Origin of the sequence: Asanoa hainanensis (genome assembly GCF_900188485.1) — a bacterium.
In the GTDB taxonomy this organism is placed as follows: Bacteria; Actinomycetota; Actinomycetes; order Mycobacteriales; family Micromonosporaceae; genus Asanoa; species Asanoa hainanensis.
This window is the reverse complement of the sequence record NZ_FZPH01000006.1, coordinates 430705-448491: the sequence shown is the minus strand read 5'-3', so window position 1 is coordinate 448491 and position 17787 is coordinate 430705. Positions and strand designations below refer to the sequence as shown.

Sequence of the window (17787 nt, the reverse complement as noted above, 5' to 3'; positions counted from 1 at the left end):
GCGGAAAGATGCGTCTTCGTGGGTGCAAACCTGATGCGTGACGACGCCGAACCGGTCGACCTGCCGTCGCGATCCGACGGCTTCGTCCGCGGGCTCTCCGAGTCGATCGGCGGGCCGGTGGGCGAGCACGCGGTCGAACGGGCCGGCGGCGCGCGCACGGGCGGCGGTTTCTGGACCGTCTCTCGGATCGTACTGGCGTTGATGTGCCTGACCCTGGCGCTGCACTGGGTGCAGAAGTCACCGTGTCAGGACGGAGCGTGGGAGAACCACCGGCAGTACACCCGGTTCTGCTACACCGACGTGCTGGCCCTCTACTACGCCGAAGGGCTCAACGAGGGCAAGGTCCCCTACGCCGACCACCCGGTGGAATACCCGGTGTTGACCGGCGCCTTCATGGGCGCGCTCGGCCTGCCGGTGCACGCCCTCGGCAAGGGCCGCCCGGAGATCAACCAGGGCCAGTGGTTCTACAACATCAACGCCCTGGTCCTCGGCGCGATCGGCGTCGGCGCGGTCGGCGCGCTGCTCGCCCTGCGCAAGAGACGTCCCTGGGACGCGGCGATGTTCGCCCTGTCCCCCGCCCTGCTGGTCACCGCGACGGTCAACTGGGACCTGCTGGCGATCGGGCTCGCGGTCTTCGGGATGCTCGCCTGGGCCCGACACAGACCGGTCGCGGCTGGTGTGTTGCTGGGTCTCGGCTGCGCGGCCAAGCTCTGGCCGCTGTTCATCCTCGGCCCGATCCTGGTGCTGGCGTTCCGCACCAAACGCTGGCGGGCGGCGATGACCACGGTCTGGGTCGGCGCCGCCACGGTCTTGGCGGTCAACATCCCGATCGCGCTGGCTTTCCCCGATGGCTGGAAGCGCTTCTTCGAGCTCAACAGCACCAGGCCGGTCGACTGGGGCACGCTCTGGTACATCGGCCGCTACCTGGACACGAAGTGGTCACCGGACTCGGCGGGCCCGTTCCAGTGGCTGAGCGACAACATCTCGACCCTGAACTTCCTGACGTACGCCCTGTTCGGCATCGCCTGCCTGGCCATCGCCGGGCTGGCCGTCTACGCCCCGCGCCGCCCGCGCCTGGCCGCCCTGGCCTTCCTGGTGGTGGCCGCCTTCCTGATCTTCAGCAAGGTCTGGTCCCAGCAGTACGTCCTGTGGCTCCTCCCCCTAGCGATCCTGGCCCGCCCACGCTGGGGCGCGTTCCTCTTCTGGCAGGTGACGGAGGTCCTGTACTTCGTCGCCTTCTACGGCGAGCTCCTCGGCGCCTCCGGCAAACAGGTCTTCCCGGAGGGCGTCTTCGTGCTGGCCGCCACCCTGCGCCTCGCCGGCGTGGTGGCCCTGTGCTACTTCGTGGTCCGCGACATCCTGCGCCCAGAGCTCGACCCGGTCCGCGCGACTTACGCGGACGACCCGGACGGCGGCGACTTCGACGGCGCCCCGGACCCGGGCGACCGCTTCCCGGAACCGGCTGCGGACCCGGTGCCGGCTCGCGCTTAGCGGCCCGGGTCTGGTGCCCGGTCCTGAGGCCCGGCATGGTCTGCGGTCTGGGCCCTGGCCGGGATCCGCGGGCCCGAGCCTGGTCCGCAGGCCCCGCCGCGCGTTTTTAGCGAGGTTTTCTGGGTGAGCGTTCGTAATAGATGATCAACAGATGGTCGAATCCGCGGACTTCACGCTCGCCGACAACTGGCACGGCGGGTTCTACGAGTTGGCGCTCGAGCTGGGTGACACCAACGACACCCGGCTCGAGGCCGCGCTGCGGGTGCTGTGGTCGGCCGCCGAGGTCGAAGGCTGCTACGGCAACCACCAGATCGCGCCATCCGAACAAGAGCGCGTGCCTTGCAGCCTGATGTCGCTGCTGCGGTTCGGTCATCTCCATGGCGTGGTCCGGCTGCCCAACGGCGCACCGGTCGTCTGCGGCGTAGTGGCGGTCCGCGAGGACAACGGCCCTGACTGGCTGGACTTCTACCTGCCGCTGGGCGCGCTGGGCCGTGCGGAGCCACGCTCCGAGGAGCACATGGTTGGCGACCCGACCGGCGGCTCCGCCTCGCTGACCTGGCGCAGGCCGATCGACGATTGGCTGGCCGACCTGGGCGCCCGGGTGTACGACGGAGCCGGCTTCCGGCTGGGACTGATCGGCAATGAGGTTTCTGGTCAGACCGACGCCGCCACCCTTGCCGGCGACCGGCCGACGCGCCGCCGGATCGGCTACCTGATCCCTGCTGACGGCCAAGTGCGCTACCTGCCCGCGACCGATTGACCGATCAGTCCAGGTCCGACGGCCTCACGCCCGGGCCGGGCCCACGGGTCCGGAACGCGGGCCGAGCCGTCCGGCCACGGCCCGCGCGGCCGCGGTAGTAGACGACCACGGAGCCGATGTCTTCGCGTGTGATTGAGCAATCTGGCAGCGCGGGACCTCCATCAAAGGAACCCACGGCGGACCTGGCAGCGACGCGAAGCGAGCGGTCCCCGGCGGGAGCAACGGTCCGGACCACCACGAACCCGGGACCCGATCTTGATCTAGATCTTGATCCGAGTTCTGCGCCCAGCTCCGCACCTGATCGCGGTCCGAAGCGCGGGCCGAGCCGTCCGGCCACGGCCCGCGCGGCCGGGCTAAAGGCGGTAGACCACCACGGAGCCGACGTCCTCGCGGGTGATGCCGAGCGAGTCGACCGGCAGCTCGATCGCCGTCAGCAGTGGCGATCCGGACGGGATGAAGTCGCGGGCCACGACGACGTTGCGTACGCCCATCTGGCGCAGGTAGTTGATGCTGTTCTGGTCGGGGAACGTCGCGGTGACCTGGCGTACCTCTTCGAGCTTCTTGGGCACGAAACCGCTGCCGCCGTTGACGATGTCCTGGAACTTCGTCGTCGACCAGAGCATCACGTTCTCGTCGTGGAGCTGGTCGCTGGGCAGGACCAGGAGCGGACCTTCGAGGGTACGCATCGCGGCCGGCTGAGCCGGGACGATCGGATGTTGCGTGGTGTTGATGCCCTCGACCAGCACGAGGGCCAGCGGGATCAGCGTGACCAGCCGCAGCCACGGGCTCGGCCACGGCGGGATCCGGTTGGCCGAGATCTCCTTCACCCGGTCGACGAACGCGCACACCGTGCCGGCGGCCAGGATGCCGAGCAGCAACGTCACCCACAACATCAGCCGGCCCGGGGTGCGGATGCCGTCCCAGCCGGGTACGTGTTCGAGCAGCGGCAGGTAGGTGAACCGGCCGCCCTCGAACTCGCTGCCCATCGCGAGGACCGCGGCGACCACGACGCCGAGCGTGAGCAGCAGGCGCTGCCGGACCGTCCAGATGGTGAAGAACAGGCCGGCCAGGGCGAGGCCGATCAGCGCGAAGCCGGGCAGCAGCGTCATCTCCGGCGGCCAGCCGAGCGAGTTGCGCAACGGGTCGTGCAGGCCACCCCACAGCCACGACTCCGGCGGCGCGGTGAAGAAGCCACGCAACGGCGGCGAGTAGAGCTGGATCTCTTCGGCACCACGCCGCGCGTACGGGTGCGCGTCCGCGACCTCGAAGTACGGGATGGCCAGCAGCCCACCGACGGCCACGAAGATCGCACCGCCGCCGAGGTCCGCGAAGAACAGCTTGCGGCCGAACGGGCGGCGCTCCCTCCAGACCCGGAAACGCTTGAAGAGCCAGGTCAGCAGGGCGACAACGGCGAGCAGAGCCAGCACGTACGCGAAAACCAGCCCGATCCCGAAGCCCAGGCTGAGCTGCCACGCGGCGACCAACCACCCGGCCAGCGCCCACCCGGCGTGCCGGCGCTCGGGCCGGTAGCCGTGCCGGAACGAGAAGCCGTGCCCCCGGGCCAGCATCGCCAGGGCCAGCGGGATGCCGCCGTTCGAGATGATGTGCAGGTGCCCGGCCTGGGCGAGCAGCCACGGCGCGTACGTGTAGCCGGCCGCAGCGACCGCGCTGCCGGTGCGGCCGGCGCCGAGCTGGCGCACCAGCACGTACGCCCCGAACGCGGCGAGCGCGTGCGCCAACACGAACACGATGTTGTAGCGGACGACCGCCGCGACCGGCCCCTCACCGATCATGCCGAGCGGCGCGTAGCCGAGCAGCGAGTCCGAGAAGGCGAACGTCCACAGCTCCGGGTAGAAGGCGTTCGAGTGCCAGATCCGTCCCGGGTCGGTCAGCAGGCTGTGCCCCGACCAGGACATCTGCCAGGCCTGGAGGGTCGGATCCCAGGTGTCCTGCGGGATGGTGTGCCGCGGGTACCGCAGCGTCGGCCAGGTCATCACGACCGCCGCCGCCATCGAGATCAGCGCGGCCAGCGTGAACTCGTGCCTCAGGAACCGTCCGACGCGTCGCCCGACCCGCACCGCGACATTCGGCGGCGGCTCCGTCCGCCCGGCGAACTCGGCCCACCGATCGGGCCCCTCGGCGTCGTCGTCATCCTTTTCGGCCACCTTGGTGCTGGCCGTCTTGCTGTCAGCGGCATCCTTCTCGTCCACTGCGGTGCCGGCTGCCTTGCCGTCGACGGCGGCCTTGTCGGCCACCGTGGTGCCCGCTGCTTTGCCTGCCGAGGTGTCTGTCGTTTCGGCGGCCCGCTTGCCGGTCGAGTCGGCCGCCTTAGCGGTTTCGTCGTCGACCTTCGTCTTCGCGGCTGCTTGGTCGTCGGCGGCATGCCGCCCGGCGCGATCACTGCCGGCCGCGCTGGCGGTGCCCGCGTCGACGCCCTCCGACGCGGCGGCATGCCGGCCGGACGTGCCCGCGTCCAGATCACGACTGGCCGGCACTGCTGGCGCGGTCTCGGACTTCGCTTCGGTCGTGCCGACGGCGGCGGCCGCGCCCTTGCTGTCGGTCGCAGTGTCGCCGGACGACGCGGAGTCCTTCGCGGTGCTGGGCGTAGCTTCCGCAGCGCTCCCGACGTTGACGCTCGTTGCCGCAACACCGCCAGCCGCGTCGGCGACGTCGCGCGTCGACCGCCGGAAGGGCCACCACCGGCGAGACCGCACCTTGGGCGCCGCGACGGGGGTGTCGCTTTCCGGCTTGGTGCCGACGACAGCGTCGTCCACCGAGGCCGGAGCATCCGCGACGACGGCCGACGGTTGCCCATGGTCGGTGCCGCTGGTCTCTGCCTCGGTGTGCGGCTCCGCGCCGGTCCGCTGTTGCGGGGTCACGACCGACGGCGTTGTCTCCGTGGCCTGACCGGCCGCGACATCAGCCTCGACCGGCTTGCCTTTGCTCGTGGCGGAACGCCGGCTCCGCGTCTTCGACGGAGCCGCCTCGACGCGCGCGCTTTCGCTGGTGACAGTGCCAGGTGCGGGCGCGTCCGCGGCGCTGGCTACCGGGGCGGACGGTGCCTCCACATTGACCGCGGAGGCCGAACTGCCGCGACGAGCGCGGCTCCGGGCCTTGGGCGCGGGGACCACGTCCGCCGGCGGACCATCGACCGGCCCATCCACTGCGCCTTCGGCGTCGGGGGTAGTGCGAGCTCCGCGCTTCCTCGCCCGCCCGGCGGCTGAGTCGACGCCCGCCACCGTCGCGTCATCTCCATTGGGCGCCGATGCGACCACGGCCCCAACAGCACCCACCGCAGCGGCAGCCTCCACGGCGGCGGCGCCAGAGGCGGCCGCGCCGGAGGCTGAGGTGCCGGAGGCTGAGGTGCCCTTGGCGGCCGCACCAGTGACAGCACCACCGGAAGCGGCGGTGCCGGAAGCGGCGGCGTCCGTGGTGGTCCCGCCTGTGGTGGCCGTGTTGGTGGCGGCGGTGCCAGACGCGGCGGTGCCGGAAGCGGCGGTGCCGGAAGCGGCGGTGCCAGACGCGGCGGTGCCAGACGCGGCGGTGCCAGACGCGGCGGTGCCGGAAGCAGTGGTGCCGGAAGCGGCGGCGTCCGTGGTGGCCCCGCCTGTGGCGGCCGTGTGGGTGGCGGCCGTCCCAGAGGCGGCCCCGCCGGAAGCGCCAGCGCCCGTGGTCGCCGCGCCTGGAGCGGGCCCGCCTGCGGCGGCCATGTTGGTGGCGGCTGAGCCAGAGCCAGCGATGTCGGAAGCGGCGGCGCCCATGGCGGCCGCGCCAGAAACAGACCCGCCAGCGGCGGTCGAACCGCGCTTTCGCGAGCTGCGTTTCGGCGTCGGAATGGCGTCGTCACCGCCACCAACAGCCGACGTCGTCGCACGCGAGGCAGGATCGGCCGATCCGGCGGAGGCCGAACCGGACGCGCCGCCCGCGGCCGGCTGCGTCTCGTCGGTCGACGCCGAGGCGGTCAGGTCATCGGCGGTTACCGGCTCCCCGCCACCCAAGGCAGCCGCGTCGGGACCCGACTCGGCACCAGCGGACCCCGGGACCGGCCGATCACTCGACGACGCGCCGGCACGCGCGGCGTGCCCGTTACTCGCGTCCTCGCCGCGGGCCTGTGCCGGCGCGTCGGCTGCCGACTCGGCCACGTACGGCTCGTCGGGCTCCTCCTCACTGGCGATGGAGGGCCTGCGGGTGGGCTCGGGTCCGGGCGCCGCGTGTCGCGCGGTCATCGGCGGTTGTTCCGAGTTCATGCCGCTCTTTCTCTAGACCGACCAAAGGCCGGGCTCCGCCGGTGACCGCACGAAGCACCTCCTAGTGGCGCCTAACGTCACACCTTGCCGCGTAGAAACGCGATGTCGGCCGCTTGGCCTTCGGCGTCGCCCGGAGTCTCCACGATGACCGGTGCACCGGCCGCGCGGACGACGGCGACGAGCAGCTCTGGGTCGATCATTCCGGAACCTAGGTTGTCGTGTCGATCCCGGCCCGAGTCGAACGGGTCCTTCGAGTCGTTGCAGTGGATCAGGTCGATGCGTCCTGTGATCGCCTTGACCCGGTCGACCAGGCCGAGCAGGTCTTCGCCGCCGGCGTGGGCGTGGCAGGTGTCGAGGCAGAAGCCGACCTCGTAGTCGCCGATCGCGTCCCAGAGCCGCGCCAGCATGTCGAGCTTGCGGGCGCACGCGTGGTCACCGCCCGCCGTGTTCTCGATCAGCACGGGGGTGAGGAAACCACCTTGTTCCTGCGCGTACGCGAACGTCTTGCGCCAGTTGTCGAAACCCGTCGCCAACTCGTCGACCGCGCCCACGTGTCCGCCGTGGACGATCAGCGCCTTGGCGCCGACGTCGGCGGCGCCGGCGGCGTGCGCGAGCAGCAGCTTGCGGCTCGGGATGCGAATCTTGTTGTTGAGCGTCGCGACGTTGACCAGGTATGGCGCGTGAATGTAGATGTCGACCTCGGACGCCTTGAGCGCCGCGGCGTCGGCGCGGGGCTTGGGCGACTTGTAGCCCTGCGGGTCGGTCAGGAAGAACTGCACCGCGTCGGCCTCCCGGGCCGTCGCTGCTGCCAACGGGTCGGTCGGATCGACGTGGGCTCCGATTCGCATGGAGGCGAGCCTACGTCGCGGGTACGACAACCGCGCAACGGTGCCTGCTTCCGGAATTCCTCGCAAATCGCCCAGTGGCCTGCGTCACCGGCGCCCGTCCCGCTTCGTTACCCCGATAGACCAGCCGGGGGTACGCATCCCGCGGCACCGGCCGACCACGGGAGTTGTGAACGTTGCACGCCATCCGACGCCGTACCGTCGCGTCCGTTGTCGCGGCCTTTTTCGTCGCGGCACCGCTGGCCGTCGGCGGCGCCGCCTTCGCGGACCCGGCGCAGGAGACCAACAGCCAGGTCACCTTCAGCGGCGACGGGCTGCTCGGGGTGGCCTGCGGCGCCAAGCCGAGCGCGTCGTCGGTGACCGTGCCGGCCGAGAGCACGCTGCGGGTCGTCAACAACACCGGTCGCAAGGCCAAGCTGATGCTCGACGGCGCGACCCGCGGTGAGGTGGCGTCCGGCGCGACGGCAGACGTGCTGTTCCACCGTGGCCCGGTCGAGCTCGCGCTCAAGCCGGACTGCATGCTCGCCGACGAGAAGTCGGTGCGCGTCGAGGTGATGGCGCCTCCGCCGCCCGCGGCTACCGGCAACGACACCCCGGCCAACCCGCCGACGCTCCCGTTCGGCGGTGGCAACAGCGGCAACTCCGGCGACGACCAGAACGCGGGCGACGACCAGGGCGACCAGAACCAGCGTCCCGGCGCGAACGGCGACGACGCCAACCCGGCCGCGGCGGCCTCCCCGGGCGCGGTCGACCCGAACAACCCGGACGCCGACCCGGCGGACCCGGCCAACCCCGACGACCCGGCCAACCCCGACGCCGCGGCGCTCGCGGTGGACACCTTCGCCAACCCCAACGGGGGTACGGGCCTGGACGGCGCGACGACCGTCGCCGGTGCGGCGGCCGAGCCGTTGGCCTCGGTCGATCCGGTCAGCGACAGCGGTCCGACGGGCCTGCTCGCGCTGATCGCGACGGTGTGCCTGGTCGGTGTGTCTGCTGGGGCAATTCGGGCTATTGTCGCTCAACGTGCAAGCCGGACTCGGGCCGCGTAAACTAAATATCATCACAAGGCTCCGCGGGGCGCCTGCGTCCAACCTCGTCGGTGTGGTCGTTCCTCCCCAGGTCCCACCCAAAGAATGAGGACCAAAGGCGCTCCGCGGCTCAGCACCAGGGGCCCCTTCTCTCAGTGAAGGGGCCCCTACCACGCCCGCCCGGACCGACCCGTACCCAGGGGCTCCGGTATTGTGGTGGGGTTGTCCGCACCAGCAGGGTGCTCGGGCAACGACGCACGACCTCCTGCCGCGGAAGGACCGCGGCCGCCAAGCCCATAGGAGGTGAGCACGTCTTGCGTCATTACGAAGTCATGGTGATCCTCGATCCCAGTCTCGAGGAGCGCACCGTCGCCCCGTCGCTCGACACGTATCTCAACGTGATTCGGACCGCGGGCGGCTCGGTGGAGAAGCTCGACGTGTGGGGCCGCCGGCGCCTCTCGTTCGAGATCAACAAGAAGGCCGAAGGCATCTACGCCGTCATCGATCTGCAGGCGGAGCCCGCGGCGGTGGCTGAGCTGGACCGTCAGCTGCGACTCAACGAGTCAGTGCTGCGCACGAAGGTCATCCGGCCCGAGACGCGCTGAGCGCGTTCTCTGCGGCCTACCGAACCAAGCCTCACTATTTCTGTCGTACGGCTCTGGAAGCCTTACGGCAGAGACTCGATGAGTGCACGAGGAGACGGTCATGGCAGGAGACACCACCATCACGGTCATCGGCAACCTGACCGACGACCCCGAGTTGCGCTTCACTCCGTCGGGCGCGGCGGTTGCCAAGTTCCGCGTGGCTTCGACCCCGCGGATCATGGATCGCTCGACCAACGAGTGGAAGGACGGCGAGCCACTCTTCCTCTCCTGCACCGTGTGGCGGCAGGCGGCCGAAAACGTCGCCGAGTCGCTACAGCGCGGTGCTCGGGTCATCGTTTCGGGCCGGCTCAAGCAGCGGTCCTACGAGACCCGTGAGGGCGAGAAGCGCACCGTCATCGAGCTCGAGGTCGACGAGATCGGCCCGTCTCTGCGCTACGCCACGGCGAAGGTGCAGAAGATGAACCGCTCCAGCGGTGGTGGCGGTGGCTTCGGTTCCGGCGGTGGCAGTGGCGGCGGCCAGGGTGGCGGCGGAGGCAACTTCGACGACCCTTGGGCGACGGCCGCACCGGCGGGCGCCTCCTCCAGCGGTTCGGGCAGGTCGAACAGCTACTCCGACGACGAGCCCCCGTTCTAAAGATCACCAGGAGCACGAGCAATGGCTAAGGCTGCCGCGCTACGCAAGCCGAAGAAGAAGGTGAACCCGCTCGACAAGGAGGGGATCACCTACATCGATTACAAAGACACCGCGCTGCTGCGCAAGTTCATCTCTGACCGGGGCAAGATCCGTGCCCGCCGGGTCACCGGTGTGACGTCCCAGCAGCAGCGTCAGATCGCGCGTGCCGTGAAGAACGCGCGCGAGATGGCGCTCCTTCCGTACACCGCAACGGCTCGCTGAGAGGAGGCACCGACATGAAGGTCATCCTGACTCAGGAGGTGTCCGGTCTCGGCACGCCGGGCGACGTGGTGGAGGTCAAGGACGGCTACGGCCGCAACTACCTCCTGCCGCAGGGCTTCGGCATCCGCTGGAGCAAGGGTGCGGAAAAAGAGGTCACCAACATCAAGCGGGCCCGTGGGGCTCGTGAGATCCGCGACCTCGGCCACGCCAACGAGGTGAAGGCCCAGCTCGAGGGCCTCAAGGTCAGCCTGCAGGTGCGCGCCGGCGACGGCGGCCGCCTGTTCGGCTCGGTCACCCCGGTTGAGATCGTCGACGCCGTCAAGGCGGCGGGTGGCCCGTCGCTCGACCGGCGCCGGCTGGAGCTGCCTGGCGCGATCAAGTCGATCGGCAGCTACCCCGTCAAGGTCAAGCTGCACCCCGAGGTGACGGCCAACTTCGACGTGACCGTCAACCGCAGCAAGTAAGGCGACACCGCGAAAGGGCGTCGCACCGGCCACGGTGCGGCGCCCTTCGTGTTTCTTCAGCCGAGGGGCTGGCCGGTGAAGATGCTGTTGAACACCGTGGCCAGCCCACCACCGACGACCGCTGCGGCCAGGCCGACACTGCCGGCACGCCAACTATGGCCGAGCCAGCGCAACAGGATGGCGGCGATCAGGCTGATCCCGAGCGCGATGCCGAACTGCGGCACCCCGGAGAGCAGCCCCTCCAGCGCCTGGGCGCGCGGCGACTCACAGCCGCCGCCCGTGATGTCGCTGACGCAGTCGTCGATCGCGACGGCCGGCAGGGTCATCAACCAGATGCCGAAAGCCAGCACGGGTACGGCGTACCAGGCAGCGGCATAGAGCACTGCGGCCATGAACCCGCCGTTGTCGGGATCGAGCTGCTCGAACTCCTCCTGCTGCCAGCCCATCGTCCGGCGCGGCGGCTGATACTGCTGCCGCTGCGGCGCCGCCGGCACCGACTCACGGCGGGCGGTCGAGCGGGCCGGCGCACCCCAGCCGGGGTCGGTGGCGTCGACGGCCGGCATGGCCGCGCGGGCCAGCGCGTCCGGGCGCCCACCCTCGGCGCCAGGACGCCCGCGACGCGGACCCTCGTCGTAGTCGTCCGGCTCTGGACGGCGTGGCTCCGGCAACCCGACGGCAGGCGAGCGCGGCGCCGTCGCGGGTGTCTCCACCCAGCGCGGGTCGTCACCGGCCAGCCGATGCCCGGACCAGAAGGCCTCGAACTTCTCCTCGGCCTCTTCGTCTTCGACGCTGCCGACCAGTCGATCCCACTCTCCCGTCGAGGTGGTGCTGTCGTACTGGCCGGTGTCGGTCATCCGTTCCCACGGGCTGGCGTCACGGGCGTCGTCGCGGGTGCTGCCCGCGCGCCGCCCGGAATCGCCACGCCGGTCGCGCTCGTCCGAGCGCCAACTGCCGGTGTCGGCGCCGCCGTTGTCGCCGGACGCGTCGCGCTGCCCGCGCCGGCCGCCGTCGCGGTCGTCCGGCCCAGGGCCACGGCGGTCTCCGCCGCGGTCAGGCCCGGGCTCGATCGGCGCCATGGCCCGCCGGGACCATTCGCCGGTCATGTCCGGGTGCCGCCAGCGGTCGGTGTCGGGCTCGCCGGCCCAGGAGCCGCGATCGGGCGAGTCTGGAGCCGAGCGCCGCCCACCACGACCCCGGCCCGCCTGATCGCCGGGTTCGTCGTCTCGGCTGCGGCGGCCGGGCAGGTCGGGTTCGTCGTCACGACCACGGCGCCGCTGCGCGGGCACGTCGGCCGCCTCGTCCCGCCAGCCGCGGGCGGCCGGGTCGACGGCCTGGCCGCGCCGGGTGCCGTCGGCTTCGTCGCGCCAGTCGCGGGCCGCCGGCACACCAGGAGCACGCTCGTCGCCGCGGCCGCGGGGGGCCGGAACGTCGGTGCCGGCGTCGTCGGTCCGGCCGCGGCGGGACCGACTGACCGGCTCGATCGAGCCCGTCTCGTCGGTGCGGCCGCGGCGGGTGCGGCCGGCCGGCTCGATCGGGTCGGACTCGTCGGTGCGCCCACGGCGGGTGTGGCCTTCGGAGTCGATGGAACCGGTGTTGTCGATCCGCCCGCGCCGGGTGCGGCCGCCGGGCTCGATCGAACCGGTGTCGTCGGTGCGCCCGCGGCGGGTGCGGCCCGCGGGGTCGATCAAGTCGGACTCGTCGGCGAGCCCGCGCCGCGTGCGGCCTGCGGAGTCCGTCGGGTCGGGGTCGGTGGTCCTGGCGCGCCGACCGCGGCTGACCGGTTCGTCGGCGTCGGGCTCGTCGGTGCGGGCGCGCCGACCCCGGCTCGGCGGGTCGACCGGGTCGGTCTCCGCGTGCCGGCTGCGGCGGCGCGTGGTGTCATCGAGCCCTTCGCTCCAACTGCCGTGTCCGGTGTCGGAGAGCGGGTTGGCTTCGCTGTAGCGGCCACGCCGGCCGGTGGAGTCGAGAGCGTCGGCATCGTCGCGCCGGGACCGGCGGCCGCGCGGCTCGTCGTCGGCGCGGCTGCGCCGGCCGGCGGACGTGTCGGCCGGGTCCGCGTAGCTGGTCCCGGCGGACCAGCCGTTGGACCCTGTCACGTCGCCGTCGGCGCGCGACCGGCGGCCGCGGCCGGTCGGCTCGCTGTGCCAGGACTGGATCGGCTGGTCGGCCGGATCCGCGTCGTCGGAGTGCCGGTTGCGCCGTCCCCGCAGCGGCACCTGGATGGAGCCGGTGTCGGTGTGCCGGGCGATGCCCGGCAACCCGGTGTCGGTGGGTTCGGTCTGCCAGCTGGGCGCACCGGTCGCGTCGTCCGCGACCCGCCGGCGCCGGGAGCGGCCGACCGGCTCGCTGTCGGCGGCCTCGTCGCGCCGGGCCCGCCGGCCGCCGGTTTCGGCCGTGCCGGTCGAGTAGCCGACGCTGGGCAGCGCCGCGTCGGTCACCTCGTCCTGCCAGCTCCGCCGGCCGGTACCTGGTTCGAGGTCGGCCTCGTCGCGCCGACGGCGACCACGGCTGGCCGGCTCGGAAACGTCGTCGTCGGCCCGGCGTCGTCCGCCGCTGGGCAGCTCGAGCCGGGTGCGCGAGTCGGTGAGGTCGTCGCGGCGCCGCCGGCCGCCGCTGGTCAGCTCGAAGTCGTCGGCGCTGACGCGCCCGGAATCGCTCGGATCGCGCCGGCGCAGACCGCCGCTGGAGAGCTCGATGTCGTAGTCGCGGACGCGTCCGGCGCGGGAGTCGCTCGCGTCGAGGCGCCGCCGACCGCCGCTGGAGAGCTCGATCTCGTCGTCCCGGACGCGTCCGGTGCGGGAGTCGCTGATGTCGCGTCGGCGTCGGCCGCCGCTGGAGAGCTCGATCTCGTCGTCGTAGTCGCGACCCGTACGCGAATCCGAAATGTCCCGTGCACGTCGCCCACCGCTGGACAGCTCGATGTCGTCGTCGCGCACGCGTCCGGTGCGGGAGTCGCTGATGTCGCGTCGGCGTCGGCCGCCGCTGGAGAGCTCGATCTCGTCGTCGTAGTCGCGACCCGTACGCGAATCCGAAATGTCCCGCGAACGCCGCCCACCGCTGGACAACTCGATCTCGTCGTCCCGAACCCGCCGTGCGCGGGAGTCGCTGACGTCGCGCCGGCGCCGTCCACCGCTGGAGAGCTCGATGTCGTCGTCGAAGTCGTCGTCACCGCGACGGGAACCGCGGCTGCCACCGGTCGAGACGACGACCATGTCATCGTCGTCGGACCCGGGCTCGTCCTTCCAGAACTCCTTGGGGAGTTTCAGCGACGCCGTGTCCTCGAGCTGCGTGATGGCCGCGAGCTCGCCGCCGGACGCACCCAACGGGTCCCACTGGGACACCGCGTCGGGGTTGGGCTCGGCGGCCGTAGGCCGGTTGCCCCGTCGGCCGCCGGTGCGGCGCGGGCGGTCCTCGGACCGGGACGAGCGGGACCTCGGCGACGTCGCCGAGGGTTCGTCACCGCGCGCCCAATCCCGATAGTCCACGGCCGGAGCGTGACCTTCCTGTATCGGATCGCAATCGTCCGTCACGGCAACACGCGCAGATCTCGAGCAACGGACGCGTAGAGATGGTAGTCGACCCAACGAGTGGTCGGTGCTTCTGGTTGCCTCGGATTTCTTTCCTCCACACGTTGGGGACCGAGGATCCGCACGTCAGACGCGTGCTGTGCAGCGGTTCACAGTGGTCATACACAGGCTGTGCACAGCTCTTTGCACACCCTCTGGCCTGCTGTCCACAGGTTGTCCAAAGGTTCGTCCACGAGCCCTTTTGCCCAGTCGCGGCGCGGGCTCATATGGTGGCCGTTCGGTTCGTTACAAAATCGGCGCGGCATCCCCCGGTCGTGTCGGGGGCAGACCGATCACGTGTCGGTTATAGTACATGCGTACGAGAGGGGGGCTCCCGTGGCGATCAGCGACGACGTGCGTGGAGGCCGCCCAGCCGGCCCGCCGCAGCAAGACTCCCCTCCGCCACAGCGCGAAGGCGGCGGCTTCGACAAGACGCCACCGCAAGACGTCGCGGCCGAGCAGAGCGTGCTGGGCGGCATGTTGCTCTCCAAGGACGCGATCGCCGACGTCATCGAGATCCTCAAGACCCCCGACTTCTACCGCCCGATCCACGCGACCGTCTTCGACGCGATCCTCGACCTCTACGGCCGCGGCGAGCCCGCCGACGCGGTGACGGTGTCGGCCGCGCTGGCCGACTCCGGCGACCTGCTGCGCATCGGCGGCGCGCCCTACCTGCAGACGCTGATGGCGAGCGTGCCGACGGCGGCCAACGCCGGCTACTACGCCCGCATCGTCGCCGAGCGCGCGGTCCTGCGCCGCCTGGTCGAGGCCGGCACGCGCATCGTCCAGCTCGGCTACGGCTCGGCCTCGGGCGCCGGCCGCGACGTCGACGACGTGGTCGACCTGGCTCAACAGGCGATCTACGACGTCACCGAGAAGCGGGTCAGCGAAGACTTCGCGATCCTCGCCGACATGCTGCAGCCGACCCTCGACGAGATCGAGGCCGTCGGCGCCCAGGGCGGCGTGATGACCGGCGTCCCGACCGGCTTCACCGACCTGGACCGCCTGCTCAACGGCCTCCACCCGGGCCAACTGGTGATCGTTGCCGGCCGACCTGGTTTGGGAAAGGCGTTGGCCCTCGACACGCCGCTGCCGACGCCCGACGGCTGGACGACGATGGGCGAGATTCGTGCCGGCGACCTCCTCGTCGACGCCTCCGGCCGACCCACGCGGGTGACACACGCGTTCGACGTGCTGCACGATCGGCCGTGTTTCGAGGTCGAGTTCTCCGACGGTTCGGTGTTGGTCGCCGACGCTGAACACCTGTGGAAAACCAGCACACGCGCGGGTCGACGGCAGCGAGCCGAAGGCAAGCGCTCCCCGCAATGGCCGGCGGATGCTCGCGCCGCCGTCGCTGACGCGGTGGCCGCATACGCCGCGCAGCCCGACGGGCTGGTCACCTTTGGCGAAGCGCTGGCCATAGTGGGTGTCCGGTTCCGGCACGTGCTCCACGTGGTCGCGGCCGAGGTGGGCGTCGCAGGTCAGGTCACGCGTGAGTACGTCCGCAACGGGAAGCCCTGGAGCAGACAGATCGGCGCGTACCCGCGCCAGGCATTGCTCGAGGGCCTGGCCCGCCGGGTCAACCGCGCCATTAACGCGGAAACCACCGCGACTCATCAGTCGACGGTGACGACGGCCGAGATTCGCGAGACGCTGCGTTGCGACGGCGACCGTCGGCTCAACCACGCCGTCGAGAACGCGGCACCGCTGACGCTGCCCGATCGCGATGACCTCCTGGTGCCGCCGTACACGTTGGGTGTGTGGTTGGGCGACGGGCACTCGGCCGGGGCGCGCTTCACCACAGTTGATCCCGAAATCGTCGCGTACGTGGAAGCTGACGGTTTCGTTGTCCGTCCAGGTGTTACGCCGTCATATTCGATCCATCTGCTGAACGAAGCGGCGCCAACTGGGCAGTGCGTCGACTGCGGTGAGATCACCGGCGGCACGGCCAACGGATCCCGCCGGTGCTCGTCGTGTCATCGAGCGGGAGGTTCGTTCACCGCCCTGCTGCGCCAGCTCAGCGTGCTGGGCGACAAGCACATACCGTCCCGATACCTGCGCGCTTCCGAGCGCCAGCGTCGCGAGCTGCTCGCAGGTCTGCTCGACACCGACGGCACGGTGACCACGACCGGCAACGCGCAGTTCTGTGTCACGTCACGCCGTCTCGCGGAAGACGTGCGCGAGCTGGTTGTCAGCCTCGGCTATCGGTGCACGATGACAACGCGCCGCGTCAAGGGCCGGCGACCCGAGAGCTCCATCGCCTACACGCTCAACTTCACGACGGTCGACGACCTGTTCAGGCTCGGGCGCAAACATCTCCTCCACAAGGAGCGGCGGCGTTCGCTGACCACCGCCCGCACCGCGTCCAGGTTTGTCGTCGACGTCCGTCCGGTGGCATCCGTGCCGGTGCGATGCGTCACGGTCGACAACGCCGACCACCTTTACCTCGCTGGGCGGGCCATGATCCCGACCCACAACAGCACAGCGTCTATGGACTTTGCCCGCAATGCGGCAATCAGGCATAACTGCGCCAGTGCCATCTTCTCGCTGGAAATGAGCAAGGTCGAGATCGTCATGCGACTGCTCTCGGCCGAGGCGCGGGTGCCGCTGCACGTGCTGCGTTCCGGGCAGCTCTCCGACGACGACTGGACCAAGCTGGCCCGCCGCATGGGTGAGATCAGCGAAGCCCCGCTGTTCGTCGACGACACGCCCAACATGAACCTCATGGAGATCCGGGCCAAGGCCCGCCGGCTCAAGCAGCGCCACGACCTCAAGATGATCGTCGTCGACTACCTCCAGCTGATGAGCTCGCCCAAGCGCACCGAGAGCCGCCAGCAGGAGGTCGCCGAACTGTCCCGTGGCCTCAAGCTGCTCGCCAAAGAGGTCGAGTGCCCGGTGATCGCGGTGTCGCAGCTCAACCGTGGCCCCGAGCAGCGCACCGACAAGCGCCCGCAGCTTTCCGACCTTCGCGAAAGTGGATCTATCGAACAGGACGCGGACGTCGTGATCCTGTTGCACCGCGACGACTACTACGACAAGGAGTCGCCGCGGGCTGGGGAGGCCGACTTCATCGTGGCCAAGCACCGAAACGGTCCGACCGACACCGTGACCGTGGCCGCGCAGCTGCACCTGTCGCGCTTCGTCGACATGGCGATCTGAGTTACGACAGCAGCGGGAACCAGCCCGCCGCCTCGCCCAGTGCCACCCGGTCGCGTTGGGTCAGTGACTTTCGACCGCTGGCCTTGAGTAGGTAGTCGATCGGCGACCAGCTCATCGGCCGCACCACCTCGTCGCTCAACAGCCCGTCCATCGTGGACACAGCTACGGCCAGGGCGACCTCGGGCGGCTCGACCGGCGACGGCAGGTCGACCGACAGGTCGAGATGGTGGACGACCGCCTCGGTCACCAGCGTCGCCACGAAGTCGGCGACCGTCAGCACGTGCCCCTGCGTCGCCACGAAAACGCTCGGGTCCGCGAAAGTCGCGGCCCGCACGGCCGCCGGTGCCGTCTCCGCCCAATCAGCCACGATTGCCGACGGCCGGTCGTACGCGCTCGCCGCCCGCCGGGTCAGCCAGGCGTGATGGCGGCTCAGGGCCGGATCGCCACTGCCCGGGTACGCCGACCAGTAGCTCGCGTAGTCCACATCAGACGGACCGGGAACCGTGCTGGTCAAGGTCACCAACGCCCGCCGCGCGTCTTCGAGCAGGTGGTGCAGCACGTCGGCGACGACCCAGCCCCGGCATCGGGTGCCGCGCAGCAGGTCGTCGTCGGTCAGCGGCAGCACCGTAGCGGTCACCGCTTCGTAGGCCGCCGCGAGCGCGGCAGCGCCGGCGTCGGCCGTCATATCTAGACGATCTCACGCGTAACGGGGGCCGGCAGCCCACAA

At 70.8% G+C, this 17787-nt stretch carries 12 protein-coding genes; 8 read left to right on the top strand and 4 right to left on the bottom strand.

From position 1 onward, the window contains the following. Nucleotides 1-33: 33 nt before the first annotated feature. Both CHC05_RS18290 and CHC05_RS18285 read left to right on the top strand, forming a co-directional pair. Complete coding sequence (locus CHC05_RS18290; RefSeq protein ID WP_089250299.1) at nucleotides 34-1491, top strand: glycosyltransferase family 87 protein; 1458 nt, start codon at nucleotides 34-36, stop codon at nucleotides 1489-1491. A gap of 151 nt (nucleotides 1492-1642) precedes the next feature. Then, nucleotides 1643-2251 carry a hypothetical protein gene (locus CHC05_RS18285; RefSeq protein ID WP_089250297.1) on the top strand — a complete coding sequence of 203 codons (609 nt, stop codon included), beginning with the start codon at nucleotides 1643-1645 and terminating at the stop codon, nucleotides 2249-2251. Between the two features lie 353 nt (nucleotides 2252-2604). Here the strand turns inward: CHC05_RS18285 and CHC05_RS18280 are convergent, their stop codons facing one another. Both CHC05_RS18280 and CHC05_RS18270 read right to left on the bottom strand, forming a co-directional pair. Continuing rightward, a complete protein-coding gene (locus tag CHC05_RS18280; protein WP_425426792.1) occupies nucleotides 2605-4728 on the bottom strand; it encodes a hypothetical protein in 2124 nt (707 codons plus the stop codon). A gap of 1847 nt (nucleotides 4729-6575) precedes the next feature. Next, a complete protein-coding gene (locus tag CHC05_RS18270) occupies nucleotides 6576-7346 on the bottom strand; it encodes a deoxyribonuclease IV (RefSeq protein WP_089250293.1) in 771 nt (256 codons plus the stop codon). 173 nt (nucleotides 7347-7519) lie between these two features. On the opposite strand from CHC05_RS18270, the gene CHC05_RS41525 reads away from it, so the two are divergent. The 5 genes from CHC05_RS41525 (at nucleotide 7520) to rplI (ending at nucleotide 10335) form a co-directional block, all read left to right on the top strand. Beyond that, nucleotides 7520-8392 (top strand): hypothetical protein, encoded by an 873-nt coding sequence (locus CHC05_RS41525; RefSeq protein ID WP_089250291.1) that lies wholly within the window; start codon nucleotides 7520-7522, stop codon nucleotides 8390-8392. A gap of 293 nt (nucleotides 8393-8685) precedes the next feature. Next, nucleotides 8686-8976, top strand: a complete 291-nt coding sequence (rpsF, locus tag CHC05_RS18260) for a 30S ribosomal protein S6 (RefSeq protein ID WP_089250289.1) — start codon at nucleotides 8686-8688, stop codon at nucleotides 8974-8976. An 82-nt stretch (nucleotides 8977-9058) separates the two neighbouring features. After that, complete coding sequence (locus CHC05_RS18255) at nucleotides 9059-9610, top strand: single-stranded DNA-binding protein (protein ID WP_179266246.1); 552 nt, start codon at nucleotides 9059-9061, stop codon at nucleotides 9608-9610. Between the two features lie 21 nt (nucleotides 9611-9631). Next, nucleotides 9632-9871, top strand: a complete 240-nt coding sequence (gene rpsR, locus CHC05_RS18250) for a 30S ribosomal protein S18 (protein WP_089250287.1) — start codon at nucleotides 9632-9634, stop codon at nucleotides 9869-9871. Between the two features lie 14 nt (nucleotides 9872-9885). After that, nucleotides 9886-10335, top strand: a complete 450-nt coding sequence (rplI, locus tag CHC05_RS18245) for a 50S ribosomal protein L9 (protein ID WP_089250285.1) — start codon at nucleotides 9886-9888, stop codon at nucleotides 10333-10335. Between the two features lie 56 nt (nucleotides 10336-10391). Here rplI and CHC05_RS18240 read toward each other — a convergent pair whose 3' ends face one another. Then, the gene (locus tag CHC05_RS18240; protein ID WP_089250283.1) at nucleotides 10392-13820 is read right to left on the bottom strand and encodes a hypothetical protein; all 3429 of its coding nucleotides are present in this window, start codon (nucleotides 13818-13820) and stop codon (nucleotides 10392-10394) included. A gap of 417 nt (nucleotides 13821-14237) precedes the next feature. Here CHC05_RS18240 and dnaB point away from each other — a divergent pair, with 417 nt between their 5' ends. After that, on the top strand, nucleotides 14238-17060 hold the full coding sequence (dnaB, locus tag CHC05_RS18235) for a replicative DNA helicase (RefSeq protein WP_089250281.1): 2823 nt from the start codon (nucleotides 14238-14240) through the stop codon (nucleotides 17058-17060). A 1-nt stretch (nucleotide 17061) separates the two neighbouring features. On the opposite strand, the gene CHC05_RS18230 is transcribed toward dnaB, so the two are convergent. Next, the gene (locus CHC05_RS18230) at nucleotides 17062-17745 is read right to left on the bottom strand and encodes a maleylpyruvate isomerase family mycothiol-dependent enzyme (protein WP_089250278.1); all 684 of its coding nucleotides are present in this window, start codon (nucleotides 17743-17745) and stop codon (nucleotides 17062-17064) included. Between the last annotated feature and the right edge of the window lie 42 nt (nucleotides 17746-17787).

Bases quoted from the DNA above. Each gene is read 5' to 3' on its own strand.
- CHC05_RS18290 (WP_089250299.1), top strand. From the start codon at position 34: ATGCGTGACGACGCCGAACCGGTCGACCTGCCGTCGCGATCCGACGGC.
- CHC05_RS18285 (WP_089250297.1), top strand. From the start codon at position 1,643: ATGGTCGAATCCGCGGACTTCACGCTCGCCGACAACTGGCACGGCGGG.
- CHC05_RS18270 (WP_089250293.1), bottom strand. From the start codon at position 7,346: ATGCGAATCGGAGCCCACGTCGATCCGACCGACCCGTTGGCAGCAGCG.
- rpsR (WP_089250287.1), top strand. From the start codon at position 9,632: ATGGCTAAGGCTGCCGCGCTACGCAAGCCGAAGAAGAAGGTGAACCCG.
- rplI (WP_089250285.1), top strand. From the start codon at position 9,886: ATGAAGGTCATCCTGACTCAGGAGGTGTCCGGTCTCGGCACGCCGGGC.
- CHC05_RS18230 (WP_089250278.1), bottom strand. From the start codon at position 17,745: ATGACGGCCGACGCCGGCGCTGCCGCGCTCGCGGCGGCCTACGAAGCG.